The 25,931-nt window shown below is 66.5% G+C and carries 23 protein-coding genes and 1 tRNA gene; 17 read left to right on the top strand and 7 right to left on the bottom strand.

Annotated features, from left to right (window positions below; translation table 11 throughout):
* The first annotated feature begins 68 nt into the window (after positions 1–68).
* Positions 69–365, top strand: a complete 297-nt coding sequence (locus AC1RQG_RS02170; protein ID WP_493127822.1) for a hypothetical protein — start codon at positions 69–71, stop codon at positions 363–365.
* Here the strand turns inward: AC1RQG_RS02170 and mutY are convergent.
* From mutY to mutM, 3 genes are read right to left on the bottom strand one after another with little or no spacing between them, the layout of a single operon-like run.
* Positions 362–1,522, bottom strand: a complete 1,161-nt coding sequence (gene mutY, locus AC1RQG_RS02175) for an A/G-specific adenine glycosylase (RefSeq protein ID WP_493127824.1) — start codon at positions 1,520–1,522, stop codon at positions 362–364. The two genes, AC1RQG_RS02170 and mutY, sit on opposite strands and share 4 nt — an antisense overlap.
* A gap of 8 nt (positions 1,523–1,530) precedes the next feature.
* Positions 1,531–3,459, bottom strand: coding sequence for a dynamin family protein (locus AC1RQG_RS02180; protein ID WP_493127826.1), 1,929 nt, complete (start codon positions 3,457–3,459; stop codon positions 1,531–1,533).
* 38 nt (positions 3,460–3,497) lie between these two features.
* Positions 3,498–4,331, bottom strand: coding sequence for a bifunctional DNA-formamidopyrimidine glycosylase/DNA-(apurinic or apyrimidinic site) lyase (mutM, locus tag AC1RQG_RS02185; RefSeq protein ID WP_493127828.1), 834 nt, complete (start codon positions 4,329–4,331; stop codon positions 3,498–3,500).
* A 192-nt stretch (positions 4,332–4,523) separates the two neighbouring features.
* Between mutM and AC1RQG_RS02190 the strand changes: the two genes are divergently transcribed.
* From AC1RQG_RS02190 to pth, 7 genes are all read left to right on the top strand, one after another.
* Positions 4,524–6,245 carry a tetratricopeptide repeat protein gene (locus AC1RQG_RS02190; protein WP_493128224.1) on the top strand — a complete coding sequence of 574 codons (1,722 nt, stop codon included), beginning with the start codon at positions 4,524–4,526 and terminating at the stop codon, positions 6,243–6,245.
* A 6-nt stretch (positions 6,246–6,251) separates the two neighbouring features.
* Positions 6,252–6,857 (top strand): lipoprotein insertase outer membrane protein LolB, encoded by a 606-nt coding sequence (gene lolB, locus AC1RQG_RS02195; RefSeq protein WP_493127830.1) that lies wholly within the window; start codon positions 6,252–6,254, stop codon positions 6,855–6,857.
* A gap of 67 nt (positions 6,858–6,924) precedes the next feature.
* A complete protein-coding gene (gene ispE, locus AC1RQG_RS02200) occupies positions 6,925–7,803 on the top strand; it encodes a 4-(cytidine 5'-diphospho)-2-C-methyl-D-erythritol kinase (protein WP_493127832.1) in 879 nt (292 codons plus the stop codon).
* Between the two features lie 76 nt (positions 7,804–7,879).
* Positions 7,880–7,956, top strand: a tRNA-Gln gene (locus AC1RQG_RS02205).
* Between the two features lie 156 nt (positions 7,957–8,112).
* Positions 8,113–9,063: a ribose-phosphate pyrophosphokinase gene (locus tag AC1RQG_RS02210; protein ID WP_493127834.1), complete on the top strand. Its 951-nt coding sequence runs from the start codon at positions 8,113–8,115 to the stop codon at positions 9,061–9,063.
* 161 nt (positions 9,064–9,224) lie between these two features.
* Positions 9,225–9,851, top strand: coding sequence for a 50S ribosomal protein L25/general stress protein Ctc (locus AC1RQG_RS02215; RefSeq protein WP_493127836.1), 627 nt, complete (start codon positions 9,225–9,227; stop codon positions 9,849–9,851).
* A gap of 114 nt (positions 9,852–9,965) precedes the next feature.
* Positions 9,966–10,550: an aminoacyl-tRNA hydrolase gene (gene pth / locus AC1RQG_RS02220; RefSeq protein ID WP_493127838.1), complete on the top strand. Its 585-nt coding sequence runs from the start codon at positions 9,966–9,968 to the stop codon at positions 10,548–10,550.
* A gap of 66 nt (positions 10,551–10,616) precedes the next feature.
* On the opposite strand, the gene AC1RQG_RS02225 is transcribed toward pth, so the two are convergent.
* The gene (locus tag AC1RQG_RS02225; RefSeq protein WP_493127840.1) at positions 10,617–12,458 is read right to left on the bottom strand and encodes a DUF885 domain-containing protein; all 1,842 of its coding nucleotides are present in this window, start codon (positions 12,456–12,458) and stop codon (positions 10,617–10,619) included.
* 51 nt (positions 12,459–12,509) lie between these two features.
* Entirely contained in the window at positions 12,510–12,935 is a 426-nt protein-coding gene (locus tag AC1RQG_RS02230; RefSeq protein ID WP_493127842.1) for an acyl-CoA thioesterase, read from the bottom strand.
* 190 nt (positions 12,936–13,125) lie between these two features.
* Here AC1RQG_RS02230 and ychF point away from each other — a divergent pair, with 190 nt between their 5' ends.
* Positions 13,126–14,217, top strand: coding sequence for a redox-regulated ATPase YchF (gene ychF, locus AC1RQG_RS02235; protein ID WP_493127844.1), 1,092 nt, complete (start codon positions 13,126–13,128; stop codon positions 14,215–14,217).
* Between the two features lie 173 nt (positions 14,218–14,390).
* Here ychF and AC1RQG_RS02240 read toward each other — a convergent pair whose 3' ends face one another.
* Positions 14,391–16,088: an MORN repeat-containing protein gene (locus tag AC1RQG_RS02240; RefSeq protein WP_493127846.1), complete on the bottom strand. Its 1,698-nt coding sequence runs from the start codon at positions 16,086–16,088 to the stop codon at positions 14,391–14,393.
* Positions 16,089–16,367: 279 nt separating this feature from the next.
* Between AC1RQG_RS02240 and AC1RQG_RS02245 the strand changes: the two genes are divergently transcribed.
* The 3 genes from AC1RQG_RS02245 (at position 16,368) to AC1RQG_RS02255 (ending at position 20,305) form a co-directional block, all read left to right on the top strand.
* The gene (locus tag AC1RQG_RS02245) at positions 16,368–18,014 is read left to right on the top strand and encodes an NYN domain-containing protein (protein ID WP_493127848.1); all 1,647 of its coding nucleotides are present in this window, start codon (positions 16,368–16,370) and stop codon (positions 18,012–18,014) included.
* A gap of 137 nt (positions 18,015–18,151) precedes the next feature.
* On the top strand, positions 18,152–19,006 hold the full coding sequence (locus AC1RQG_RS02250) for an MOSC domain-containing protein (RefSeq protein ID WP_493127850.1): 855 nt from the start codon (positions 18,152–18,154) through the stop codon (positions 19,004–19,006).
* A 129-nt stretch (positions 19,007–19,135) separates the two neighbouring features.
* On the top strand, positions 19,136–20,305 hold the full coding sequence (locus AC1RQG_RS02255; protein ID WP_493127852.1) for a GGDEF domain-containing protein: 1,170 nt from the start codon (positions 19,136–19,138) through the stop codon (positions 20,303–20,305).
* 21 nt (positions 20,306–20,326) lie between these two features.
* Here the strand turns inward: AC1RQG_RS02255 and AC1RQG_RS02260 are convergent, their stop codons facing one another.
* The gene (locus tag AC1RQG_RS02260) at positions 20,327–22,306 is read right to left on the bottom strand and encodes a monovalent cation:proton antiporter family protein (RefSeq protein WP_493127854.1); all 1,980 of its coding nucleotides are present in this window, start codon (positions 22,304–22,306) and stop codon (positions 20,327–20,329) included.
* Between the two features lie 119 nt (positions 22,307–22,425).
* Here AC1RQG_RS02260 and AC1RQG_RS02265 point away from each other — a divergent pair, with 119 nt between their 5' ends.
* From AC1RQG_RS02265 to lptB, 5 genes are read left to right on the top strand one after another with little or no spacing between them, the layout of a single operon-like run.
* A complete protein-coding gene (locus AC1RQG_RS02265) occupies positions 22,426–23,433 on the top strand; it encodes a KpsF/GutQ family sugar-phosphate isomerase (RefSeq protein WP_493127857.1) in 1,008 nt (335 codons plus the stop codon).
* Positions 23,433–23,972: a KdsC family phosphatase gene (locus AC1RQG_RS02270; RefSeq protein ID WP_493127859.1), complete on the top strand. Its 540-nt coding sequence runs from the start codon at positions 23,433–23,435 to the stop codon at positions 23,970–23,972. The genes AC1RQG_RS02265 and AC1RQG_RS02270 overlap by 1 nt, the downstream gene beginning before the upstream one ends.
* A 9-nt stretch (positions 23,973–23,981) precedes the next feature.
* Positions 23,982–24,575 (top strand): LPS export ABC transporter periplasmic protein LptC, encoded by a 594-nt coding sequence (lptC, locus tag AC1RQG_RS02275; RefSeq protein ID WP_493127861.1) that lies wholly within the window; start codon positions 23,982–23,984, stop codon positions 24,573–24,575.
* Between the two features lie 17 nt (positions 24,576–24,592).
* On the top strand, positions 24,593–25,165 hold the full coding sequence (lptA, locus tag AC1RQG_RS02280) for a lipopolysaccharide transport periplasmic protein LptA (RefSeq protein WP_493127862.1): 573 nt from the start codon (positions 24,593–24,595) through the stop codon (positions 25,163–25,165).
* Between the two features lie 2 nt (positions 25,166–25,167).
* Positions 25,168–25,923, top strand: coding sequence for an LPS export ABC transporter ATP-binding protein (lptB, locus tag AC1RQG_RS02285; protein WP_182217570.1), 756 nt, complete (start codon positions 25,168–25,170; stop codon positions 25,921–25,923).
* Positions 25,924–25,931 lie beyond the last annotated feature (8 nt).

The raw sequence follows: 25,931 nt of genomic DNA on the forward strand, positions 1-25,931 counted from the left end.
CTCCCGTGCGCCGCTTGATCTTTGTCTCGTTGTGGACAAAGATGAAAGTCTCGGACGGGGAGATAGCCATGGATGAGCAGACCAGCGGGCGTATCTATGCGATGGGGGAGCGGCTCAGCACGGTTGAAACCGAGGTGGCCGTGATCCAGTCCAACTACGTCAAGCGGGATGAGTTTGCCGAGACACGCAACGAAATCAGCGAATTGCGTGCTGATATGGCAGAGAATTTCCGCGCTGTCGAGCGACGGTTCGGCGATGTGCGTGTCGAAATCAAGGAACTCGGCAACAGCATGCTGAGGTGGATGGTCGCCACCCACCTCGCCTTCTTCGTCGCCATTGTCACCGTCGTCCACTACATGCGCTAGAACATGCGTTGCTGCGCCGCAGTCGCACTCCCCATTAATTCCACCAACAGTTTCTTGACCGGCGCCGGCAGCGCCGCTTCGGCCAGCGTGGCGCCGTCGTGCCACTGGTGGCCCGCGCCGGCCGTCAGCGCGTGGCGCCGTGCCAGCGTCACGCGGTAGGGCGCGATGTGCAGTTTGTAATGCGTGAACACGTGGGTGATGGTCGACAACCGTTCATGCGACTCCATCTCACCGAACGGCGCCACGGCCCGCATCAGGTCCGCGTCGGCGGCCGGCGCCACATTGTCGTCCTCGGCCGGCGTGTGGCCATCGAGTTCCGGCAGCGACAGCAGGCCGCCCCAGATCCCGCTGGCAGGCCGCTGCTGCAACAGCACCTGGCCCTGGTCGACGATGGCCAGCAAGGTCGCGTGTTTTTCCGGACTGGCCTTCTTCGGCTTGCGCACTGGCAGTTCGGCCGTGCGGCCCGTGGCGAACGCCACGCAGCGCGCTTGCAGCGGACAGCGTTCGCACGACGGGCTGCTGCGCGTGCACAGCGTGGCGCCCATGTCCATCAAGCCTTGCGTGTACGCTTCGATGCCCTGTTCCGGTAGCAGCGCCTCGGCGCGTCGCCACATGGCGTCCTCCACCTTCTTCTCGCCCGGATAAGCGTCGATGCCGAACGCGCGCGCGAACACGCGCTTGACGTTGCCGTCCATGATGGCGGCCCGCGCGCCGCTGGAAAACGCGGCGATGGCGGCCGCCGTCGAACGGCCGATGCCGGGCAGTTCGGCCAGCAGGCGCGGGTCGGATGGGAACACGCCGCCGTGCTCGGCCACCACGCGCTGCGCGCACTTGTGCAGGTTGCGGGCGCGCGTGTAGTAACCGAGGCCGGCCCACTGCGCCATCACATCCTCCACGGGCGCGGCGGCCAGGTCGTGCAGGGTAGGGAAGCGCTCCAGGAAGCGCGCGTAATACCCGAGCACGGCGCTCACCTGCGTCTGCTGCAGCATGATCTCGGACAGCCAGATCAGATAGGCGTCGCGCGTGTTCTGCCACGGCAGCGCGTGGCGGCCGTGCTGGCGCTGCCAGGCGATGATGGCGTCGGAAAAAGTGGGATCGGAGAGGGCTTCCAGATCCGCCGCGCCGGCCGGCGCGGGCGGGTGTTTCAAACGTGTCATGCTGTTCCTCAGGCGGCCGCGTCGAGCGCGACGAACTCCGCGTTGATCGCGATGCTGATATTGCCCGCCAATTCGTTGAGACGCGCCTTGCGCTGCTCCAGCTCGCGCTGGCCCGCTTCGAACGCCTCGATTTTCTGTTCCAGGCTGTCGGTCGCATCGTGGATGCGCTGGATCGACGCCAGCCGGTGTTTGAGCTGATCCTTGTGCTGCCGGATCTGCGCCTCCAGCGGCGCCATGATGACCTTGAGCCACGCGTCCGCGTCGGCGTTGGCGGCCTTGAAGCAGGTCCGCACGCGCGAGGCGATGGTGTCGAAGAATTTCTCCATCAGCACCACGCGGCTGGTGGTGAGCAGGGTGGCCGTGCCGAACTGGCGCGCGTACACGGCCTCGATGGCCGCCACCTCGTCGCGGTAGCGCTGCAGCGAGAACGGCATCGGCATGGCCAGCGTGAGCCCGTGCTCGTTGGAGAAGCGGCGGTACATCACGCCCATCATGTCGGCGATCTCCACCGTCTTGGCGTCGGCCGCGTCCAGGCTGGCGCGGATGCGCTCGAAGTACTGGCGCACGGCCTCGCGCACGCCGGTGAAGAAGCGGCTGCGCTGCATCTGCTCGCGCACCTGTTCGATGTCGTCGCGCACCAGGTCCATGCCCATGCAGGTGTACAGCTCCGTGGACAGGCGGGTGAACACGGCGCGCGTGGCCTGCAGCTTGAACAGGCTGGCGTCGAACTCCTTCTTCTCCACGTCGATGCGGCGCATCATGTGCGAGATCACGCTCTGGTTCTTGCCGCGCAGGCTTTTCAGTTCATGCAGCTGCTCGACGAGGTCGCGGATGCGGGTGGTGATCATCGACAGCTGGGCCGCGCTCAGCGCGTGCAAATCGGCGCTCAGCTGCTTGCGCACGATGTCCTTCTTGGCCGGGATCAGTTCGTTGAACAGCGCCTGTTCCAGCGCCGGCAAGCGGCTCCTGCCCAGCAGCGCCTGGTCGCCGTTGATCTTGGCCACCAGCGCCTTCTGGGCCGAGACGGGAAACACCTGGCGCGGCTCCAGCCCCAGCATGTGGGCCGCGTGCGTCTGCTGGCGCGCGATCTCGGCGTTCACCTCGGCGTCGCTGCGCAGCTCGTCCCACATGCTGTCGATCTTGTTGAGCACCACCAGCCGGCCCGCGCCGGCGCCGATGTGCTGGCGCCACACTTCGATGTCGCTCTTGGTCACGCCCGTGTCGGCGGCCAGGATGAACAGCACGGCGTGCGCGTTGGGGATCAGGTTCAGCGTCAGTTCCGGCTCGGTGCCGATGGCGTTCAGGCCCGGCGTGTCGAGGATCACCAGGCCCTGCTTGAGCAGCGGGTGGGGGAAGTTGATGATGGCGTGGCGCCACAGCGAAATCTCGACCATGCCCTCCTGGTCCAGCGTGACGGGCATGTCGGGGTCCTCGTCGTCGTACAGGCCGTAGCGCTTGGCCTCGGCCACCGGCACGTGGCGCGTGCGGCTCACCTGCTTGAACGCCTCGTGCATGTCCTGGCCCGCGTCCAGGTTCAGCGGGATCACGGTCCACGCGCCGGGCTGGTCGCGGTAGTCGCTGGTGGACAGGTTCTCGGCCCGGGTCTCGATCGGCAGCAGGCGGATCGACGGCGGCCAGGCCGGGTCGTACATCAGCTCCGTGGGACACATGGTGGTGCGGCCGGCGGCCGAGGGCAGGATGCGCTGGCCGTAGTCGGCGAAGAAGATGGCGTTGATCAGCTCCGATTTACCGCGCGAGAATTCGGCCACGAAGGCCACCGACAGCTTGTCGTCGGCCAGCCGCGCCAGCGTGCGCGCGATGCGCTGCTCGGCGGCCTGGTCGGCCAGTTCGGCGCTGTTGACCCAGGCCTGGTAGTTCCTCAGGGCCGTGACCACGCCTTCGCGCCAGGCGCTGTATTGTTGGAAATCCCGCACCATGATGCTCCCTTTGCCCGGCTGGTCCGTTGTTGTTTTGGCTATTTCTGGCATACGACGCAATAGAAGGTGGAACGTTGTCCCTGCTTGATCTGGCGCACCGGCGTGCCGCACACCCGGCACGGCACCCCAGCACGATCATAGACGAAATACGACTGCTGGAAATAACCGGACTGGCCGTTCACGCTAATAAAGTCGCGCAGCGTGCTGCCGCCCTGGACGATGGCCTCGGCCAGCACGGCGCGCACGGCGGCGGCCAGCCGCTCGTAGCGGGCCAGGCTGATGCGGCGGGCCGGCGTCTTCGGGTTGATGCCGGCCCGGAACAGGCTTTCCGACGCGTAGATGTTGCCGACCCCGACCACGATGTCGCCGGCCAGCAGCACCTGCTTGACGGCCGCGCCGCGCCCGCGCGTGTGGGCGTACAGCAGCTGGCCGGAGAAGCCATCCTCGAGCGGCTCCACGCCCAGGCCGCGCAGCAGCACATGTCGCGCCAGTTCGCCATCGTCGAGGCCATGCCACAGCACGGCGCCAAAGCGGCGCGGGTCCGTCAGGCGCAGCACCTGGCGCCCGTCGGGGCCGTCGACGACGAGGTCGAAATGGTCATGCTTGCCCGGCGCCACGCCCTCCGGCAGTACGCGCAAGTGGCCCGACATGCCGAGGTGGATGATCAAGGTGCCATGGTCGAAATGCAGCAGCAGATACTTGCCGCGCCGGCCCGTGGCGCGCACGGTGTGGCCGGGCAGCGCGTCGGGCAGCTGGGGCGGGAATGGCCAGCGCAAGCCGTCGCGGCGCTGCACCACGGCCCGCACGGTGCGGCCCTCCAGATGGGGCGCCACGCCGCGGCGGGTGACTTCAACTTCTGGCAATTCTGGCATCGGGCATCAGGTCTCGCTGTTGAGGGGGAAAGCGGGCATGGACGGGTGGAATATTTCGTTACACGGGGAGCAGACGCGGGCGCCGCGTTGAGCGTAAAATCTGACACTAGCGCCACCCTCAGCCCGTTCCGTCCGACCTGCCAGGATTTCCCTTTGAAAAACGCTTTCGCCATTGTAACCCTGTCCGTCCTCATGTCGGCGTGCGCCGTCGCGCCGCGCGCCCCGGTGGAGGGGGCCGCGCCGCCGTCGCCGGAACCGGCCGCGCCCGCCGCCGCCCCGGCCGAGGACGCGCTGCCCGGCGTGGAGCTGACCAGCGACATGTTGTACAAGCTGACCAAGGCGGAACTGGAGTTCAAACGCGGCCAGTGGCAGGGCCCGTACATGACGTTGATGACGCTGGCCCAGCAAACGCGCGACCCGCGGCTGGCCAAGCGCGCGGCGGAAATGGCGCTCACGGCCAAGCAGGGCCCGGAAGCGCTGGCCGCGATCCGCCTGTGGCGCGAACTGGCGCCCCATTCGGAGGAAGCGGTGCAGTACTTCCTGGGCTTCGCCGTCGTCAACGACGACCTGTCGGAGGCGGAGCAGATCTTCGCCCAGCGCCTGCAGGCGGCCGCGCCGGCCGCGCGCGGCCTGGCCATGTTCCAGATGCAGCAGTTCCTGCTGCGCGCCAAGGACAAGGCGGCCGCCTACGCGCTCACCGAACGCGTGCTGGCGCCGTATGGCGACATGCTGGAAGCCCACCTGATCCTGGCCCAGAGCGCCTTCGCCAACAACGACAGCGAGCGCGCCCGCGCCGAGGCGGCCGCCGCGTTGAAGTTGCGGCCCGACTCCGAGCTGGCCGTACTGACCCAGGCCCAGGTGGCGCCCGACGTGGAAGGCGCGGTCAAGGTGCTGACAGGCTTCCTGGCGCGCCGTCCGGGCGCGCGCGAAGTGCGCGCGGCCTACGCCCGCATCCTGGTCGACAACAAGCAGTACGACGAGGCGCGCAAGCAGTTCCTAGTGCTGCTCAAGGACCAGCCCGACAACCTCGCCACGTTGTACGCGCTGGGCGTGACGGCCATGCAAAGCCAGGACCTGGCCGGCGCCGAGGATTACTTCAAGCGCTTCATGGCCGTGCTGGGCGACCATCCGTCCGATGAGCGCGACCCGTCCAAGGTGCTGATGATCCTGTCGCAGCTGGCCGAGGAGCGCGGCGACTTCGACGCCGCCGCGCAGTGGCTGGAGAAGGTGGAGACGAACGACAGCCGCGTCTACCTCACGGCCCGCCTGAAACGGGCCCAGCTCACGGCCCGCAAGGGCGAGGTGGACGAGGCCCGCAAGCAGCTCGACGCGCTGCAGACGTCGGACCCCGTGGAGCAGGCCCAGATCATCCAGACCGACGCCCAGATCCTGCGCGACGCCGGCGACAGCCGCACCGCGTTCACGGTGCTGAAGAACGGCCTCAAGCGCTTCCCCGACAACGCCGACCTGCTGTACGACTTCGCGCTGGCGGCGGAAAAACTGGGCGAGCTCGATGTGATGGAAAAGAGCCTGCGCCAGGTGATCGAGACGGTGCCCGACAACCACCACGCGCTCAACGCGCTCGGCTATTCGCTGGCCGAGCGCAACGTGCGCCTGACGGAAGCGTTCGCGCTGATCGACAAGGCGCTCAAGATGGCGCCCGGCGACCCCTTCATCATGGACAGCATGGGCTGGGTGCAGTTCCGGCTTGGCCATCTGGAGGAGGCCGAGCAGATGCTGCGCCGCGCCTACGCGCTGCGCAACGATCCCGAGATCGCCGTCCACCTCGGTGAGGTGCTGTGGGTCAAGGGCGACCAGGCGGGCGCGCGCAAGATGTGGTCGGAAGCCAAGGCCAAAGACCCCAAGAACGACGCGCTCAGGAACACGCTGGCGCGCCTGAACCAGAACCTGTAAGCACCGATGATCGAACTTCGCCTCCCGCTGGCCGCGCTGGCCGCATGCGCCGTGCTGGCCGGCTGCGCCACGCCGTCCGCGCCGCTGTCGACCGCCGCCGTCGCGCCTTACCGGGCCGCCATCGAACTCAATGGCCGCCTGTCCGTCAACTACAGCAAGGATGGCAAGCGCGAAACGCTGTCGGGCAAGTTCAACTGGCTGCAGACGGCCGACCGCACCGACGTCAGCCTGGCCTCGCCGCTGGGCTCGACCATCGCCACCATCACCGTCGCGCCCGGCTACGCCAGCCTGACGGAGGCGGGCAAGGCGCCGCGCGTGGCCGACGACATCGACAGCCTGAGCGCGCAGGCGCTGGGCTGGACCTTGCCCGTGTCCGGCCTGCGCGACTGGCTGCAAGGCCACGCCACGGCCGCCGACGGCCGCCGCTACACGGCCAGTCCCGCGCACAGCAGCGTGACCACGCGCGACGGCTGGCGGCTCGACTACGTGTCGTGGCAGGACGACGGCGCCGCCGTGCCCCGGCCGCGCCGCATCGACCTGGCGCGCGGCGCCGTGGGCGGCCTGGAGGACATGCAGATCCGCATCGTCATCGACGCCCCCGAAGAGAAATAGGGGACGTCACACATTTTAAAGAATGGTGTGGCGCGCCCGGTTGAACCTATCCGATCCCTCTCAAGACATGCAAAGCCTGAATAATTGCCCGGCCCCGGCCAAACTGAACCTGTTCCTGCACGTGAACGGCCGCCGCGCCGATGGCTACCATCTGCTGCAAACCGTGTTCCAGCTGATCGACCATGGCGACACGCTGCACTACACGCTGCGCGGCGACCACGAGATCCACCGCGTGACGGACGTGGCCGGCGTGCCCGAGCAGCAGGACCTGATCATCCGCGCGGCCTTGCTGCTGCAGGCCGAGGTGCAGCGCCGCACGGGCGCCTTGCCGCCCGGCGTCGACATCGCCATCGACAAGCGATTGCCGATGGGCGGCGGCCTTGGCGGCGGCTCGTCCGACGCGGCCACCACGCTGATGGCGCTCAACCATTTGTGGCGGGCCGGGTTGACGCGCGAAGAGTTGATGGCGCTGGGCCTGCCGCTGGGCGCCGACATCCCGTTCTTCATCTTCGGCCAGACCGCGTTCGCCGAAGGCGTGGGCGAGGCCCTGCAGCCGGTGCGCGCGCCCGATTGCTGGTACGTGGTGATCGAGCCGGGCGTGGCGGTGCCGACCGCGAAAATTTTTTGCTCGGAACATTTGACAAGGGACACGCCGCCCATCATAATAACGGACTTTTCCAGCCACCTCGAAAAACAAACAAGTTTGAAGGGGTACGGAAGAAACGATTTGCAGCAAGTGGCAACGCAGTTGTTCCCGCCGGTAGCCGAGGCGATCGAATGGCTCGCTGCTTACGGCGACGCCAGGATGACTGGCTCCGGAGCTTGTGTGTTTTGTGCGGTCGGCAGTGAAGTCGAAGCGGACGCGGTGCTCAGCAATGTGCCTGCCAAGTGGGTTGCCTGGAAAGCCAAAGCACTGGACAAGCATCCCATCGCCAGCTTGTTGTGAGTAGGAAAAAAGATTTGGCTTAGCGTGAAGTTTCCGGTAGAATGCCGGGCATGTAACGACAAGCAGTCAGTTGCGTAGGGGAATCGCCAAGCTGGTTAAGGCACCGGATTTTGATTCCGGCATACCAAGGTTCGAATCCTTGTTCCCCTGCCATTCATTTTCTCTGCGGTTCTGTCGAGGCGAAGTTGGCCTCCAGCCAGGGGAAAGGCAGATGATACCGCCCACGCGGTTCATTCATAGTACAGCGCCACGCGGACTTGCCGCTGGCGACTTTTCAAAAATTTTCACACTCTATCTCTGGGACTCCCAATGGCTTACGAAAACCTGATGGTTTTTACCGGCAACGCTAATCCTGCGTTGGCAGAAGGAGTCGCAAAAAACCTCGGCATTCCACTCGGCAAGGCGAACGTCTCGAAGTTCTCGGACGGCGAAGTGATGGTTGAAATCAACGAAAACGTCCGTGGCAAGGACGTGTTCGTGCTGCAATCGACCTGCGCTCCGACCAACGACAACCTGATGGAACTGATCCTGATGGTTGACGCTCTGAAACGCGCATCGGCTGGCCGCATCACGGCCGCCATCCCTTACTTCGGTTATGCCCGCCAGGACCGCCGCCCGCGTTCGGCGCGCGTGGCCATCTCGGCCAAGGTGGTCGCCAACATGCTGGAAGAAGCGGGCGTCGAGCGCGTCCTGATCATGGACCTGCACGCGGACCAGATCCAGGGCTTCTTCGACATCCCGGTCGACAACATCTACGCTTCGCCGATTCTGCTGGGCGACCTGCAGAAGAAGAATTACCAGGACCTGCTGGTGGTCTCGCCCGACGTCGGCGGCGTGGTGCGCGCGCGCGCGCTGGCCAAGCGCCTCGGTTGCGACCTGGCCATCATCGACAAGCGCCGTCCCAAGGCCAACGTGTCCGAAGTGATGAACATCATCGGTGAGGTGGAAGGCCGCAACTGCGTGATCATGGACGACATGGTCGACACGGCCGGCACCCTGGTCAAGGCGGCGGAAGTGCTGAAAGAGCGCGGCGCCAAGAAAGTGATCGCCTACTGCACCCACGCCGTGCTGTCCGGTCCCGCCATCGACCGCATCACCAGCTCGTCGCTGGATGAACTGGTGGTGACGGACACCATCCCGCTGTCGGACGCGGCCAAGGCTTGCGGCAAGATCCGCCAGCTGACCTGCGCACCGCTGCTGGCCGAGACGTTCAAACGCATCATCAAGGGCGATTCCGTGATCTCCCTGTTTATCGACTAAGATAGACGACAGCATCAGCAACACCGGCGGCGCCTGGCTTTCGAGCCGGAGCGCCGTTGTGCTTTTCCGGATTCATGAGCGTTTTGCTCATTCTCGAGGCGCCCTGGTCGCGGGGCGCTTCCTAACACGGGGCGCGAGCCCTGTATTTTTTGGAGTATCACATGAAAGTTGTCGCATTCAAACGCGAATTGCAAGGTTCCGGAGCGAGCCGCCGCCTGCGTAATTCCGGCCAGACCCCAGGCATCGTCTACGGTGGCACCGAAGCCCCAGTGACCATCTCCCTGGACCACAACGCCCTGTACCACGCGCTGAAAAAAGAAGCGTTCCACTCGTCGATCCTGGATCTGGAAATCGACGGTCAAGTCCAGCAAGTGCTGCTGCGCGACTTCCAAGTCCACGCATACAAACAACTGGTCCTGCACGCTGACTTCCAGCGCGTTGACGCCAACGCCAAAGTGCACATGAAAGTCGCGCTGCACTTCGTGAACGCCGACGTGTCGCCAGCCGTCAAGCTGCACGGCGCCAACATCAGCCACGTGCTGAACGAGATCGAAGTGTCGTGCCTGCCGAAAGACCTGCCAGAGTTCATCACCGTTGACCTGGCAAACGTGGACGTCGGCCACTCCGTGCACATCGGCGACCTGACCCTGCCAGCCGGCGTGACCGCCGTGACCCACGGTTCGAACCTGACCGTCGCCACCGCTTCCGTGCCAGCCGGCCACGTTGCTGCCGAAGCAGCCGCCGCCCCTGAAGCTGAAGAAAAGCCAGCCGCCAAAGGCAAGAAGTAATCTTTACGCCGCAGCGATGCGGAGGTAAATGAAAAACCCGCCGGCGCGAGCCTGGCGGGTTTTTTTACGGCGCGGCTTCGACGCGCATTGAAACCTGATAACGATAGAAACGCCATGCCCATCCGCCTGATCGTCGGCCTCGGCAACCCCGGCCCCGAATACGAACAAACCCGCCACAACGCCGGCTTCTGGCTGGTCGACAACCTGGCCAACAGCCTGCCCGGCGCGCGCCTGCAGCGCGAAACGCGCTTCAACGCGCTGGTGGCCAAGACCGCCATCGCCGGCCAGGAAGTGTGGCTGCTGGAGCCGCAAACCTATATGAACCGATCCGGCCAGTCGGTCGGCGCGCTGGCCCGCTTCTACAAGATCGCGCCGGACGAAGTGCTGGTCGTGCACGACGAGCTCGACTTGATGCCGGGCGTGGCGCGGCTCAAGAAGGGCGGCTCGGCCGGCGGCCACAACGGCCTGAAGGACATCACGGCCGCGCTGGGCACGCAGGACTACTGGCGGCTGCGGCTCGGCATCGGCCATCCCCGTTCGCTGAGCCTGCAACAACAGGTTGCCGACTTCGTGCTGCACCGCCCACGCCGCGAAGACCAGGAACTGATCGAGCAGGCCATCGACAAGAGCCTGCTGGTGATGCCGCAGATTTGCGAGGGCAAATTCGAGGCGGCCACCATGAAGTTGCATACGGCCTGATACAGCAAGCGCGACAGGAAACAGTCACGTCGTTCCCGCCTGCGCGGGAACGACATTCGACAGCGTCTACTTCGCTTGCTTGGCGGCCGCGATCCAGCGGTCCACCCGCGCCTCCAGGATAGGCAGCGGCAGCGTGCCGTCGCCGATCACGACGGCGTGGAAGGCCGGATAGCTGAACTTGTCGCCCAGTGCCTGCTGCGCGCGATCGCGCAGCTCAAGAATTTTCAGCGCGCCGATCTTGTAGCTGAGCGCCTGGGCCGGCATGGCCATGTAGCGCTCGATCTGGTTGCGGGCATTGCCCTCGCTGTAGCCCAGCGTGTCCATCGCGTACCGGATCGCCTGCTCGCGCGTCCAGCCCTGGGCGTGCATGCCCGTGTCCACCACCAGCCGCACCGCGCGCAGCATCTCCAGGTTCAGGTGGCCGTAGTAGAACTCCGGCTGCTCATACAGGCCGAACTGCTTGCCCAGCGTCTCGCTGTACAAGGCCCAGCCCTCCGTGAACGCCGCGCTGTTCGGGTTCTCCGTGTTGAACTTGCGGAAGTCCGGCAGCGGCAATTCCTTCAGCAGCGCCGCGTGCAGGTGGTGGCCCGGCAAACCTTCGTGCAGGAACAGGCTGACCATGCTGACGGTGCTGTACTGGCGCGCATCGTTCACCACCGGCCAGAACACGCCGGGGTGGGAACCGTCGGCCGCCACCGGCGTGTAGTGGTCCGACGCGGTGGCGCGGGTCAGCTCCGGCTCCAGCTGCAGATCGAGCTTGGCCTTGGGCAGCAGGCTGAAATAGGTGGGCAGCTTTTCCAGCACCTTGTCGTTGAGTTTGCGGTAGGCGTCCAGCACCTGCGCGTCCGTCGTGAACGGCTTGTACTTCGCTTGCGCGCTGACCCATTGCGGCAGGCCGCTGGCGGGGCCGTCGTAACCGAGCTTGGGACCGAGTTCGACCAGTTGCTGCTGGATGCGGGCCACTTCCTTCAAGCCCAGCGCGTGCACCGCGTCCGGCGTCAGCGGCAGGTTGGTGGCGTCCTTGATGCGGGCCTGGTACCAGGCGGCGCCGTTCGGCAAGGCGCTCCAGCCGGTGCTGGCGCGGCTGGCGGGCAGGTAGTCCTTTTCCAGGAAGGTGCTCAGGCGCTCGAGCGCCGGCGCCAGCCTGGTTTCGATCAGCTGGCGGTAGGCCGTGGTCAGGCGTTGCTTGTCGGCGGCGGAGAAATCGGCCGGCAGGTTCTTGATCGGCGTGTAGAAGATGCTCGCTTCCGGCGTGGCGCTGCGCAGTTGCTGGAACTGCGGCAGCATGGCCTGCGTGATCGCCTTCGGCTGCACGACGCCGGTGCGCATGCCTTCACGCATATTGGCGATGGCCTGGTCTATCCAGCCGGGCAGCTGGGTCAGGCGGCTCAGGTAGGCGTCGTACTGCTTCGGCGTGGACAGCGGTTGCGACCCCGTGCCGCCCGCGTAATTGGCCAGCGTGCTGGGGACGTTGTCCATCTGGTCCAGCGGCAGCAGATGCTCGGGGAACGGCGCCAGGTCCAGCGCGCATTGCAGCTCGTAGCCCAGCAGATCGTAGTTCAGTTGATCCTTGTCGGCCAGCGCGGCGCGCGGGATGGCGCGCAATTGCCGCTGCATGCGGTGGTACAGCGCGAACTGTCTGGCGCGCGCCCTGGGCACGATCTTCGTGCCGATCTGGTCGTCGTAGCGGCTGTCGCCGTTGGCCGTCGCATACAGCAGCGGATCGAAGCGGGCGCGGGCCTGGTAGAAGGCGTCGGCCAGCTGGCTCAGCTTCTGTTGCGCGGGCGATTGCGCGGCGGCCGTGGCGGGCGCGGCGGCCAGTGCGGGAACGCTGCACAGCGCGCAGCCGATCAGGCTGGCGAGCAGGGCGGTGGTAGCCAGCTTGGCGCGGGTGGGGGAAAGCGGCATCGGGGATCTCCTGTTTTTGGGTGGCAACAGGATACCCCAGATCGCTCCCCTTTACAGCGTGGCCAGGACGGCCCGCACGTTGTCGGGGATGGTGACGGGCTTGTTGGTGGCGCGGTCCACGTACACGTGCACGAAGTGGCCGGCGGCGGCCGGCACCGGCTCGTCGTTGCGGTAGATGCCGATCTCGTAGCGCACGCTGGAGTTGCCCAGCTTGCTCACGCGCAGGCCCACGTGCAGCAGGTCGGGGAAGGACAGTTGGCTGAAGTAGGCGCACGCGCTGTCGACCACATAGCCGACCAGCTGGTCGTTGTGGATGTCGAGCACGCCCCGTTCGATCAGGAACTGGTTCACGGCCGTGTCGAAATAGCTGTAGTAGACGACGTTGTTGACGTGGCCATATTGGTCATTATCTATCCACCGCGTGGGGATAGTCATGAAGTGGCGGAATTGCTCCCGTCCGGCGTTACGCAAGATCATGCGATTTCCTGTTTGGTGAATAAAACTTTCATTTTAGCGCCCATTGTCGGGTATTTTTTTGAATAGCGCAGTCGTCAGAGTTACAATTGACCCTTGAACGCTGCAAAACAGCACAATTTCCAGCAAACGCCGCCTCGCCGGCCGTTTTTCAGTGCCGCTCGCCGGCATGATTGATAATTAAAGGTTTTTCATGAGTCTCCAATGCGGCATCGTCGGCCTGCCCAACGTCGGCAAGTCCACTCTGTTCAACGCCCTGACCAAGGCCGGCATCCCGGCCGAAAACTACCCGTTCTGCACCATCGAACCCAACGTGGGCGTGGTGGAAGTGCCCGATCCGCGCATGGCCGCGCTGGCCGAGATCGTCAAGCCCGAGCGCATGGTCAACGCCATCGTCGAATTCGTCGACATCGCCGGCCTGGTGGCGGGCGCGTCCAAGGGTGAAGGCCTGGGCAACCAGTTCCTGTCGCACATCCGCGAGACCGATGCCATCGTTAACGTCGTGCGTTGCTTCGAGGATGACAACGTGATCCACGTGGCCGGCAAGATCAGCCCGCTGGACGACATCGAAGTGATCCAGACCGAGCTGGCCCTGGCCGACATGGGCACCGTGGAAAAAGCCATCCACCGCGAGAACAAGAAGGCCCGCTCCGGCGACAAGGACGCGGCCAAGCTGGTGGCCCTGTGCGAACGCCTGATGCCGCACCTGAACGAAGGCAAGCCGGTGCGCACCATGGGCCTGGACGCCGACGAGATGGCGCTGATCAAGTCGCTGTGCCTGATCACGGCCAAGCCGGCCATGTACGTGGCCAACGTGTCCGACACCGGCTTCACCGACAACCCGCTGCTGGACCAGCTGACCAAGTTCGCCGCCGCGCAGAACGCGCCCATCGTGGCCATCTGCGCCGCCATCGAATCGGAGATCGCCGACCTGGACGACGCCGACAAGACCGCCTTCCTGGCCGACATGGGCATGGAAGAACCGGGCCTGGACCGTCTGATCCGCGCCGCCTACAAGCTGCTGGGCCTGCAGACCTACTTCACGGCCGGCGTGAAGGAAGTGCGCGCCTGGACCATCCACACGGGCGACACGGCGCCGCAGGCGGCCGGCGTGATCCACACCGACTTCGAACGCGGCTTCATCCGCGCCCAGACCATCTCCTACGACGACTTCATCGCCTACAAGGGCGAGGCCGGCGCCAAGGAGGCGGGCAAGATGCGCGCCGAGGGCAAGGAATACGTGGTCAAGGATGGCGACGTGCTGAACTTCCTGTTCAACGTCTGATCCGCTTTATGATCGCTGGCGTCACACCGCCGGTACCGCTATAAAAACAAGCCGCGTACGACGCGGCTTGTTTTTTCTTCGGCCAGTATTTTGCCCCATTGGAAAACCCATAAGGTTTACCTGATGAGTCAAGCGCAAGCTGAAGCCATCGCGCGCGACAGCAGGGACGCTGCTTATGCGTCCTTCTCCGTCGCCGGCACGTCCGGCTTGACGCTGTTGCGCGACAGCGTGCCGTCCTCCGTGCGCTCATCCTCGCGGAACAGGCCGCTCCAGCTATCGCCGTTCTTCCACGTCAGCGTGCCCCTGCCGTGGCGCAGGTTGGAGCGCCACTGGCCTTCGTAGCGGTCGCCGTTGGCCCACTCCATGCGGCCGGTCCCGGTGCGGTAGCCGGCCGCCAGGTCGCCCACGTACACATCGCCGTTGGCCCACGATACCTTGCCGTTGCCCGTGTACGTGCTTTGGTTGGCGTCGAGGACGAACGCGCCTTCGATCACGGCGTCGCCAGCCTCCACGCGGATGGTGGGCGCGGTGGCGGCGGCCACCACGGCGGCGGCCGCCGTGCCGGGCAGCGGCGCGTCCGACACATACGTCTCCACCGCGTTCGGATCGACCGTGTTGGCGACGGCGTAGGTGATCGGCCCGTTCGGGTCTTCACCGTTCAGGGCCAGTTGCACGCGCTCGGCATTGCCGCTCTTGTCGGCGTAGGCCATCATCCATTTCATGCGCTCGTCGTCGAACACGAACGCGTTCTGCGCCATCGCTTTCGAGGCCAGCTTGTAGTGCAGCGTGTAGGCGGCGATCGGATCTCCGCCCAGCTTGGCCATGCGGTCGATCGCCCACTGGTCGGCCATGTAGAAGCCGGTGCCGGCCACCCATGACACGCCGCTCAGGCTATCGCGGAACACGCTGGCGGCCTTGAGCGAATCGATGGCGACCGATTGCGCCTGGCTGCGCGCCACCGTCAGCAGCGCGTTCTGCGCCTTGGCCCGCAGCGAGGCGGCCGCCTCGTCCGCCGCCACCTTGGCCGCCGCCTGCAGCGCGGCCTGGCCGGCGGCGCGGCTGGCCTGGGCGCTGGCCGCCGCCGCCGCGGCCGCGTTGGCCGAGTTGGCGACGGCGCCCACGCCGCTCACCACGCTGGCGAGGGTGATGCCGGTTTTGACGATCTTCATGCCGTAGTGGTAGACCTTCATGCGCGCGCCCGCCTCCTCGGACAGGCCCTGCGTCCACAGCACCATCCACAACGCCTCGTCGGCGCTCAGGTCCTGCGTGTACAGGTCCAGCGGGTGCGTGCTTTGCAGCCAGTGGTAGCTTTGCGCCTCGGTGGCCTCGGGCGCGGCCACGTTGACATGGCCCCGGCACACCTCGACCGGCGTGACGGTGATCTTGCGTCCGCCGGCCAGGGTGAGCTTGAACGGGCGGCCGTCGTCGCGCAGGCTGTTGAGTTCTTCCAGCATCTTGGCCGTGTCGGCCTTGGAATAGCCGTCCACTTCCTCGATGTGGTCGCCCAGCGACAGGCCCGAATCGCGCGTGGCCGCGATCACGGTCAGGCGCTCGTCCACGCGCAGCCCGCGCACCCACGCGATCTTCTTTTCCTTGGGCAGGTTGTACGACGACGCCGTCACGAACGGCAGTTCGTACTGCGTGCTGCACTCCTTGTCCTTCAGTTCGGCCGTCTTGATGATGCCGGGGCGCAGCGCCTGCTGGCCCTTGCCATAGGTGCGGATGCGGGCCAGCAGTTTTTCGTCGACCGGGCTGCCGTCGTCGACCGTGTAGGTGGTGCCGCAACCGGCCAGCAGCGCGGCCAGCGGCAGCATGGGCGCCAAGGCGCGCAAACGCGGCGGACGGACGGGGGGAGTGTGGGAATTGCGCATGCCATTCTTCTCTGGATAAGGTCAGCGGGTGGATAACATGGAGGCATGGTAAGCGAAGGGCGGGATTGCCAAAATGGCTTACTAGTACGCCAAGTTAATTTCTACGTGGGAATTTATACGAGCTGTGGTTTAAAAGCAATTGTCCACTTACGGTGATTGTTTTGCCGGCCAAGGACCGCATACCCCAACACCGCCAGGCCAGTTCGGTATAATCGCCGCATCGTCATAGGCGCGACGCTGCGCCGGCCCCACTCTCCTCACTAGAAAAACACATCCCACATGGCTTCCCCCAACGATAACGTCAGCATGGCGCTGTTCTGCGATTTTGAAAACGTGGCGCTCGGCGTGCGCGACGCCAATTACGACAAGTTCGACATCAAGCCGGTGCTGGAACGGCTGCTGCTCAAGGGCAGCATCGTCGTCAAGAAGGCTTACTGCGACTGGGACCGTTACAAGGGCTTCAAGGCCCCCATGCACGAGGCGAACTTCGAGCTGATCGAAATCCCCCACGTGCGCCAGTCCGGCAAGAACTCGGCCGACATCCGCATGGTGGTCGACGCGCTCGACCTGTGCTACACCAAGTCGCACGTGGACACCTTCGTCATCATCTCGGGCGACTCCGATTTCTCGCCGCTGGTGTCGAAACTGCGCGAGAACGCCAAGAAGGTGATCGGCGTGGGCGTCAAGCAATCCACCTCCGACCTGCTGGTGGCCAACTGCGATGAGTTCATCTTCTACGACGACCTGGTGCGCGAAAGCCGCCGCGCCGCCAAGCGCGATTCGCGCGATGCGCAGCCGGCCGTCAAGCGCACGCCGGAGGAGGAGACGCGCCGCCGCGAGGACATGGAAAAGCGCCGCAACCAGGCCATGGAGATCGTGGTCGGCACCTTCGACGCGCTGGTGTCCGAGCGCGGCGACAGCGGCAAGATCTGGGCCTCCGTGCTGAAGGAGGCGATCAAGCGCCGCAAGCCCGACTTCAGCGAGTCGTACTACGGCTTCCGCACCTTCGGCAACCTGCTGGAGGAAGCGCGCGCCCGTGGCCTGCTGGAATTCGGCCGCGATGAAAAATCGGGTGCCTATGTGTACCGCAGCAGCGGCGCCGCCAACGGCCACGCGCTGGCGGAGGGCGCCGGCGCGGCCGAGGCCATGCCGGCGGCGGACGCGGGGGAAGCGCCGCGCCATGAAGGCCGTCAGGATGGCCGCCGTGGTCGCGGCCGTGGCCGTGGCCAGTCCGGCCGCCATGCCGAGCGCGCCGAGCGCGCCGACGAAAGCGCCTCGGAACTGGTGATGGACGCCGAGCCGGAAGTGCTGGACGCGGAACCGTTCGACACGGTGGACGTGGTGGAAGTGGTGGAGCTGGTCGAAGTGCTGACCTCCGCCGACGCGGACGACGTGATCGACGAAGCCGACATCATCGAGGCGGAAGTGGTCGAGCCGCGCCAGGAAGGCCGTCATGGCCGTGGCAAGCGCGGCGGCCGCAAGCAGGCCGAGCGCAAGGGCGGCAAGGCAGCGGCCAGCGCGGCGCTCGACGCGGTGGCGGCCCATTCGCCGGCACTGGCCGAAGATGCGGCGGCGCCGGTGCAGCAGGCCGCCGAGGTGGTGGACGCGCCATCGGCCCAGCCGATGACGGACGCCAGTGCGGAGCAGGCCGGCGAGGCCAAACCAGCCAAAGCCGCCAAGCCGGCCAAGGGGGCCCGTGCCGCCAAGGCCGCCGCCACCGGCAAGAAGCCTGCGGCCAAGGCCAAGGGCAAGGCCAAGCCAGCGGCGGAGGTGGTGGAGGTGGCGGCACCGGCAGCCGAAGTCCAGTCCGCGCCGGACGCGCCAGCGGCCGCCGCGCACGAGGCGGAAGCGCCCGCCAAGCCAGCCCGCAAACCCCAGCCGCGCGGCCGTCGTCCGCGCAAGCCGGACGCCAAGTCCGAAGCGTAAGCATCCGCGTTCCGCCGCCCCGGCGGAGCAAGGTAGTCCGGGTGTCGGGCCGCACGGTCTGACACCTCGTGCGCTTTCTGCCATACTTCACTTTTGCACAACTTTGCCGCAGCGCGCGCCGCGCTGCCACCTTCCGTATGCCGACGCTGACCGCCATCACCCTCTATCCGATCAAATCCTGCGCCGGCCTGCCGCTGCAGGAGGCGACGCTGACCGAGTCGGGTCTGATGACCCAGCACATCTACGACCGCGAATGGATGGTGGTCGATGGGGAAGGGCGCTTCATGACCCAGCGCGAGCATCCGCGCATGGCCCTGATCGTGCCGCGCCTGAAGGGCGACACGCTGGAGCTGCGCGCGCCCGGCATGCTGCGGCTGGAGATTCCGCTGGGCCTGCCCCATCCCGACGACGCCGTCGCGCGCACCGTGCAGGTGTGGGACGACAGCGTGCTGGCCTACGACTGCGACGCGCTGACGGCCGCCTGGTTCAGCAACGCCATCGGCGTGCCGTGCCGCCTGGTGCGCTTCCACGCGGACGCGCTGCGCAAGGTCAGCGAGAAATGGACCCGGGGCGTGGCCGCCACCACGCTGTTCTCGGACGCCTACCCGGTGCTGGTGGCCGGCGCCGCCTCGCTCGACGACCTCAACGCGCGCCTGGTGGCGGCCGGCCGTGACGCCGTGCCCATGAACCGCTTCCGTCCCAACCTCGTCATCGCCGGCCTTGAAGCGTTCGAGGAGGACTACGCGGCCGCCTACCGGCTGGGCGAGGCGGAGCTGCGGCCCGTCAAGCCGTGCTCGCGCTGCCCGATCCCGTCCGTGGACCAGGACACGGCCGAGATCGGCCCCGACCCGGTGGACCTGCTGCGCAGCTACCGCGCCAAGCCCGAGCTCGACGGCGCGATCTGCTTCGGCATGAACGCCATCGTCGTGGCCGGCGCCGGCCAGCGCATACGGCTGGGCCAGGAAGTCGATGTCGAATTGGCGTTTTTGTAACTGAATTTACTTTTTAGCATTTCCAACCTCCCTTTCTTGGCGTAATGTTGTAACTTGCTGGATGAGTATATTCGCAACGATCCGGCATGGTCACCGGACGTAGTCGCTATCGAGTAAGGGTTGGTTTTTATGACGCACACTGTCACCGGCGCGATGCCGTCCCACGCTGATCCGGCCACGCGGGCCAGCGAGCTGGCGGCGGAGAACCAGGCGCTGCGCGCGCGCATGGCCTATCTGCTGGAGCAGGCCGAGCGCAACCACGCCATCATGTGCCGCCACCAGGCGTTCGACCTCGACATCGTGGGCGCCGCCACCTTCCCCGAACTGGTGGGCACCATCTTCCGCAACCTGCCCGCGATCTCCGAGCTCGAAAGCGTGACGCTGACGCTGATCGACGAGGATGCCGACATCCGCACCGTGATGGGCAAGCTGGACGTGGTGTTCGCCGATTTCCCCGAGCTGATCTTCGTCGAGCAGGTCGACGAGCTGGGCTTCGACCTGGGCCGGCGCAACGCCGCCACGCCGGCGCCCAAGCCGCTGCTGGGCATGTACGATCCGGTGCGCCACGCGCTGCCGTTCCCCAACGCGCCGGCCGCCCTGCAAAGCGTGGCGCTGGTGCCGCTGATGCGCAACAAGCGCATCATCGGCTGCCTCAACCTGGGCAGCGTGGACCCGACCCGCTTCACGCCCAGCCTGGGCACCGACTTCATCGAGCACATGGCCTCGATCATCGCCATCTGCCTGGAGAACGTGATCAGCAACGAGATGCTCAAGTACATCGGCCTGACCGATTCGCTGACGGGCGTCTACAACCGGCGCTACCTGGACCGGCGGCTGCTGGAGGAGATCGCGCGCGCGCGGCGCCAGCGCTACCCGATCTCGCTGATGTTCATCGACATCGACCACTTCAAGCGCGTCAACGACACCGTCGGCCACCAGGGCGGCGACGACGTGCTGCGCGAGGTCGCGGGCCGCATCAAGGACGAGCTGCGCCTGTCGGACGCGCTGGCCCGTTTCGGCGGCGAGGAATTCGTGGTGCTGCTGATCGACGCCGAGCTCGACAGCGCAGCCTTCGTGGCCGAGCGCATCCGCGCCAGCATCGCCGGCACCCTGATCAGCCTGACGCAGGAGGTGCGCCTGTCCGTCACCGTGTCGATCGGCGTGGCCTGTCTCGATCCCGGGCAGGCAGCGGGCGAGCCGGAGCTGGTGGCGCGCGACCTGCTCGCGCGCGCGGACGGCGCCCTGTACCAGGCCAAGGCGGCCGGGCGCAACCGTGTGATCCGGCACCTGCCGGCGTAGGCGCGGCAAGCGCCGCGCCGCTCAGCGCAGCAAACGGTTCTCCGCCCGGGTCACGGCGTCCGCCGCGCCGCGCACCACCACCACGTCGTCGGGTGCCAGGATGGTCTGCGGTTCCACGTCCAGCCGGCCCATGCCGCGCCGGATGCTGGCCACCTCGGCGCCCGTGTCCTCCAGATGGAGCTCGCCCAGCGACTTGCCGATGGCGGCCGCCCCTTCGCCCAGCGTGACCGAATGCAGGCGCACCAGGTCGGCCTCCTCGCCGCTGTCGCTGGCGCCGTGGAAGTAGCCGCGCAGCGAGGCGTAGCGTTCCTCGCGCGCCGTCTGCACCCGGTGCACCACGCGCCGCAGCGGCACGCCCAGCATCACCAGCGCGTGCGAGGCCAGCATCAGGCTGCCCTCCATCAGTTCCGGCACCACCTCGGTGGCGCCGGCCGCCTTCAGCCGGTCCAGGTCGGTGTCGTCGTGGGCGCGCACGATCACGGGCAGGGTGGGCGCCAGCTCGTGCACCAGGTGCAGCACCTTGAGCGCCGACGGCGTGCTGGCGTAGGTGATGACGACGGCGCTGGCGCGGTAGATGCCGGCCGCCACCAGGCTCTCGCGCCGGGCCGCGTCGCCGTAGGACACGTTGGCGCCGGCCGTCTGCGCCTCCTGCACCCGCTCCGGGTCCAGGTCCAGCGCGTGGTAGGCGATCTTCTCCTCGCCCAGCAGCGTGGCCAGGCTCTGGCCGCTGCGCCCGAAGCCGGCCAGCAGCACGTGCTTCTGGGTCGACATGGTGCGGCTGGCGATCTTGGTCAGCGCCAGCGACTGCATCATCCATTCATTGCTCGACACCTTCATCACGATCTGGTCCGACTTGGCGATGATGAACGGCGCGGCCAGCATCGACAGCACCATCGACGCCAGCACCACCTGCATCACGTCGGGCGCCAGCAAATGGCTTTCGCCGGCCAGGTTCAGCAGCACGAAGCCGAATTCGCCGGCCTGGGCCAGCGCCAGGCCGGTGCGCAGGGCCACGCCGTCGGTGGATCCATACAGCTTGGCCAGCCCGGCGATCAGCGCGAACTTGAGCAGCACCGGGCCCACCAGCAACAGCAGCACCAGCCACCAGTTCTCGAGCACCAGGCGCACGTTGAGCAGCATGCCGATGGTGATGAAGAACAGCCCCAGCAGCACGTCGCGGAACGGCTTGATGTCCTCCTCCACCTGGTGCTTGTATTCGGTCTCCGAGATCAGCATGCCGGCCACGAACGCGCCCAGCGCCAGCGACAGGCCGGCCCGCTCCGTGATCCAGGCCGCGCCCAGCGTCACCAGCAGCAGGTTGAGCATGAACAGTTCCTGCGAGCGCCGCTTGACGACGATGGTGAACCAGCCGCGCATCAGCTTCTGGCCCAGCAGCAGCAGCAGCGCCAGCACGACCACCGCCTTCACCGCGGCCCAGCCCAGCGTCTCGAGCAGGCGGTCGGGCTGCTCGGTCAGCGACGGGAGCAGGATCAGCAGCGGCACCACGGCCAGATCCTGGAACAGCAGGATGCCGATGATCTTGCGGCCATGGGCGCTCTCCAGCTCCAGCCGCTCGGTCAGCATCTTCGAGACGATGGCGGTGGACGACATGGCCATCGTCGCGCCCAGCGCCAGCGCGCCCTGCCAGCCCAGGTGCAGGCTGGCCGGCAGCACGTGGCCGATGGCCCAGCCGAATCCCATGGCCAGCGCGATGGTCAGCCCCACCTGCGCCATGCCGAGTCCGAACACGATATTGCGCATGGCCATCAGCTTGGCGGTCGAGAATTCCAGCCCGATCGAGAACATCAGGAACACGACGCCGAACTCGGCCAGCGTCTGGCTGGCCTCGTTCTGCTCTGCCAGTCCCAGCGCGTGCGGGCCGATCAGGATGCCCACGGCCAGATAGCCGAGCATGGGGGGCATGTGCATCATCCGAAACGCGACCACGCCGAGCACGGCCGCGCCCAGCAGCAAGAGAGTCAGTTCCAGGGATGAGAACATTTAATTCCGTATCATGGGTAGGGGATTCCGTTGTTTGTCAGCCTTTGTTACCACTGGCAAGTTTTTTGCTTACCCAATTCGGCTATACTTTCGGCATGAGTGTAACCCATGAAAAAACAATGCTGAAAGCTTTTGATCGAATTGACCCCGCCACCGCCAGCCGGGCGCTGGAACTGGCCCGCGCGACGCTGCAGATCGAAGGCGACGCCATCGCCGCCCTGCACGCGCGCCTGGCCACGGACGACAGCGTGGGCCGCGCGGTGTCGCTGCTGCTCAACTGCAAGGGCAGGGTCGTCGTGTCCGGCATCGGCAAGTCCGGCCACATCGCGCGCAAGATCGCCGCCACGCTGGCCTCGACCGGCACGCCGGCCCTGTTCGTGCACCCGGCCGAGGCCGCCCACGGCGACCTGGGCATGGTGACGGCCGACGACGCCTTCATCGCCATCTCCTACTCGGGCGAAAGCTCGGAACTGATGGCCATCCTGCCCGTCGTCAAGCGCATGGGCAGCGCCCTGATCTCGATGACGGGCAAACCCGGCTCCAGCCTGGCGCAACTGGCCGACGTGCACCTGGACGTGTCGGTGGCCAAGGAGGCGTGCCCGCTGAACCTGGCCCCCACGGCGTCGACCACCGTCACGCTGGCGCTGGGCGACGCGCTGGCCGTGGCGCTGCTGGACCTGCGCGGCTTCAAGGAGGAGGATTTCGCCCGCTCGCATCCGGGCGGCGCGCTGGGCCGGCGCCTGCTGACCCACGTGCGCGACGTGATGCGCAGCGGCGCCGACGTGCCGCGCGTGACGGCCGACGTCAAGCTGACCGACGCGCTGCTGGAGATCACCCAGAAGGGCATGGGCATGACGGCCATCGTCGACGCCGACGAGCGCCCGATCGGCGTGTTCACGGACGGCGACCTGCGCCGCATGATCGAGAAGGTGCAGGACTTCACCCGGGTCGTGATCCGCGACGTCATGCATCCGAACCCGCGCACCATCACGGCCGAGAAGCTGGCGGTGGACGCGGTGGCCGTGATGGAGCAGTTCCGCATCAACCAGATGCTGGTGGTGGACGAGCAGGGCAAGCTGGTGGGCGCGCTGCACATCCACGACCTGACCCGCGCCAAGGTGATCTGATGAAGGAAGCCTACAAACTGGAGAACGTGGCCCGCGCCGCCAAGGTCAAACTGATGATCTTCGACGTGGACGGCGTGCTGACCGACGGCAGCCTGCACTACGGCGCCGACGGCGAGGCCCTGAAGACCTTCAACGTGCACGACGGCCTCGGCATCAAGCTGCTGCAGGAGTCGGGCGTGCAGACGGCCATCATCAGCGCGCGCGTGTCGCCGCAGGTGGTCAAGCGCGCGGCCGACCTCGGCATCGCCTTCCTGCACCAGGGCGGGCACGACAAGCTGACCCCGTTCAACGCGCTGCTCGAGAAGACGGGCTTGACGGCCGACCAGGTGGGCTTCATCGGCGACGACGTGGTCGACCTGCCGATCCTGACCCGGGTCGGTTTCGCGGTGGCCGTGCCCAATGGCCGCGCCGACGTGACCGGCCGCGCGCACCACGTGACGGAGGCGGCCGGCGGCCGTGGCGCCGTGCGCGAAGTGTGCGAATTCCTGCTGCGGGCGCAGGGCAACTACGACAAGATCATGGCCCAGTTCCTGGTCTGAGGCGGCATCATGCACAAGAAAACGGCATACCGCTGGCGCATGACCCTGATCATGCTGTTCGGGGTGGCGTTCGCGCTCGGCACGTTCTGGCTGGTGCAGGTGGTCAACCAGGCGGGCCGCCAGGCCGAGGCCGACAGCCACCGCAACGAGCCCGATTACATCATCGAGCGCTTCAGCTTCGTGCGCCTGGACCAGGCGGGCCAGCCCAGCTACATCATCGCCGGCGACAAGCTGACCCACCACCCGGCCGACGATTCGTCCGACGTCGAGCGCCCGACCGTGCACAGCCTGTCGGGCGACCAGCCGCCGATGAACGTGCGCGCCGAGCGGGCGCGCGTGGACCAGGACAACAGCCGCGTCAAACTAAGCGGCGACGTGCGGGTCGACCGTCCGGCCACGGCCACCAGCCAGGCCATGCGGATGAACACGTCCGCGCTGACGCTGTACCCGGACGACGAGAAAATGGAAACGGACCAGCCGGTCACCCTGCAACTGGGCGCCTCCAGCGCCAGCGGCACCGGCATGAAGGCCGACAACGCCACGCGCCAGATCCAGCTGGGCGGCCGTGGCCAGATCCACGTGCCGCCGCGGGCGGCGCATTGACATAGAACGGACTCGCAATGAACAAATTTATCCTGTCGGCCGCCCTGTTGTGGGCGGCGGCCGGGCTGGCCCACGCGGAAAAGGCGGACTCCAGCAAGCCCACCGAAATCAAGTTCGACCAGCTCGAGGTGGACGACGTCAAGCAGACCAAGACCGCCATCGGCAACGTGATCCTCACGCGCGGCACCCTGCAGATGAAGTCGCCCAAGGCCGTGATGAAGGAAGACCCTGAGGGCTACCAGTACGTGACCATGACCAGCACCCCCGGCACCCCCGCCACGTTCCGCCAGAAGCGCGACGGCGAGGGCGACCAGTGGGTCGAGGGCCAGGCCGACCGCATCGAGTACGACGGCAAGACGGAACTGGTCAAGCTGTTCTCGAACGCCCAGATCCGGCGCCTGGAGGCGGGCAAGCCGAGCGACGAGGTGCGCGGCGAGTTCATCTCCTACGACAGCCGCAAGGAATTCTTCGCCGTCAAGAACACGGCCAGCGGCGAGAGCAAGCCCGGCGCCGGCCGCGGCACCATGGTGATCCAGCCGTCCAACAAGGGCGCGGCCCCGGCCGCGTCCGTGCCGCCGGCGGGGAAATGACGATGGAGACCCAACGCTGCGGCAGTACCCTGATCGTGCGCGGTCTGCAAAAGAGCTACGGCAAGCGCCAGGTGGTGCACGACGTGTCGCTGCAGGTCGAGTGCGGCGAAGTGGTGGGCCTGCTGGGGCCGAACGGCGCCGGCAAGACCACCTCGTTCTACATGATCGTCGGCCTGGTGCCGTCGGACGCGGGCACGATCGACATCTCCGGCGTCGACATCTCGTCGCTGCCGATCCACCGGCGCGCCGTGATGGGCCTGTCCTACCTGCCGCAGGAGGCGTCGGTGTTCCGCAAGCTGACGGTGGAGGAGAACATCCGCGCCGTGCTGGAGATCCAGCAAGTGAACGGCAAGCCTTTATCCAAGGCGCAAATTGATGAACGGCTCAATACCCTGCTGGCCGACCTGCAAATCGAGAAACTGCGCGACAATCCGGCGCTGTCCCTGTCCGGGGGCGAGCGGCGCCGGGTCGAGATCGCGCGCGCACTGGCCACCAACCCCCGCTTCGTGCTGCTCGATGAACCCTTCGCCGGGGTCGACCCGATCGCCGTGATTGAGATCCAGCGCATCGTGCGCTTCCTCAAGGAACGCGGCATCGGCGTGTTGATCACCGATCACAATGTGCGCGAAACGCTGGGCATCTGCGACCGCGCGTATATCATCAACCAGGGCACGGTACTGGCGTCAGGCCGGCCGGACGACATCATCGCCAACGAGTCGGTGCGTCGCGTGTATCTGGGTGAACACTTCCGTATGTAAGGTATGTA

This window comes from Rugamonas sp. GW822-FHT03B10 (assembly GCF_058801745.1).

Bases quoted from the DNA above. Each gene is read 5' to 3' on its own strand.
- AC1RQG_RS02225 (WP_493127840.1), bottom strand. From the start codon at position 12,458: ATGCCGCTTTCCCCCACCCGCGCCAAGCTGGCTACCACCGCCCTGCTC.
- lptC (WP_493127861.1), top strand. From the start codon at position 23,982: ATGCACAAGAAAACGGCATACCGCTGGCGCATGACCCTGATCATGCTG.
- AC1RQG_RS02215 (WP_493127836.1), top strand. From the start codon at position 9,225: ATGAAAGTTGTCGCATTCAAACGCGAATTGCAAGGTTCCGGAGCGAGC.
- AC1RQG_RS02260 (WP_493127854.1), bottom strand. From the start codon at position 22,306: ATGTTCTCATCCCTGGAACTGACTCTCTTGCTGCTGGGCGCGGCCGTG.
- AC1RQG_RS02245 (WP_493127848.1), top strand. From the start codon at position 16,368: ATGGCTTCCCCCAACGATAACGTCAGCATGGCGCTGTTCTGCGATTTT.
- AC1RQG_RS02240 (WP_493127846.1), bottom strand. From the start codon at position 16,088: ATGCGCAATTCCCACACTCCCCCCGTCCGTCCGCCGCGTTTGCGCGCC.
- lptB (WP_182217570.1), top strand. From the start codon at position 25,168: ATGGAGACCCAACGCTGCGGCAGTACCCTGATCGTGCGCGGTCTGCAA.
- AC1RQG_RS02270 (WP_493127859.1), top strand. From the start codon at position 23,433: ATGAAGGAAGCCTACAAACTGGAGAACGTGGCCCGCGCCGCCAAGGTC.
- AC1RQG_RS02190 (WP_493128224.1), top strand. From the start codon at position 4,524: ATGTCGGCGTGCGCCGTCGCGCCGCGCGCCCCGGTGGAGGGGGCCGCG.
- AC1RQG_RS02180 (WP_493127826.1), bottom strand. From the start codon at position 3,459: ATGGTGCGGGATTTCCAACAATACAGCGCCTGGCGCGAAGGCGTGGTC.
- AC1RQG_RS02255 (WP_493127852.1), top strand. From the start codon at position 19,136: ATGACGCACACTGTCACCGGCGCGATGCCGTCCCACGCTGATCCGGCC.
- mutY (WP_493127824.1), bottom strand. From the start codon at position 1,522: ATGACACGTTTGAAACACCCGCCCGCGCCGGCCGGCGCGGCGGATCTG.
- ychF (WP_493127844.1), top strand. From the start codon at position 13,126: ATGAGTCTCCAATGCGGCATCGTCGGCCTGCCCAACGTCGGCAAGTCC.
- lptA (WP_493127862.1), top strand. From the start codon at position 24,593: ATGAACAAATTTATCCTGTCGGCCGCCCTGTTGTGGGCGGCGGCCGGG.
- AC1RQG_RS02170 (WP_493127822.1), top strand. From the start codon at position 69: ATGGATGAGCAGACCAGCGGGCGTATCTATGCGATGGGGGAGCGGCTC.
- AC1RQG_RS02250 (WP_493127850.1), top strand. From the start codon at position 18,152: ATGCCGACGCTGACCGCCATCACCCTCTATCCGATCAAATCCTGCGCC.
- AC1RQG_RS02230 (WP_493127842.1), bottom strand. From the start codon at position 12,935: ATGATCTTGCGTAACGCCGGACGGGAGCAATTCCGCCACTTCATGACT.
- AC1RQG_RS02210 (WP_493127834.1), top strand. From the start codon at position 8,113: ATGGCTTACGAAAACCTGATGGTTTTTACCGGCAACGCTAATCCTGCG.
- lolB (WP_493127830.1), top strand. From the start codon at position 6,252: ATGATCGAACTTCGCCTCCCGCTGGCCGCGCTGGCCGCATGCGCCGTG.
- AC1RQG_RS02265 (WP_493127857.1), top strand. From the start codon at position 22,426: ATGCTGAAAGCTTTTGATCGAATTGACCCCGCCACCGCCAGCCGGGCG.
- pth (WP_493127838.1), top strand. From the start codon at position 9,966: ATGCCCATCCGCCTGATCGTCGGCCTCGGCAACCCCGGCCCCGAATAC.
- mutM (WP_493127828.1), bottom strand. From the start codon at position 4,331: ATGCCAGAATTGCCAGAAGTTGAAGTCACCCGCCGCGGCGTGGCGCCC.
- ispE (WP_493127832.1), top strand. From the start codon at position 6,925: ATGCAAAGCCTGAATAATTGCCCGGCCCCGGCCAAACTGAACCTGTTC.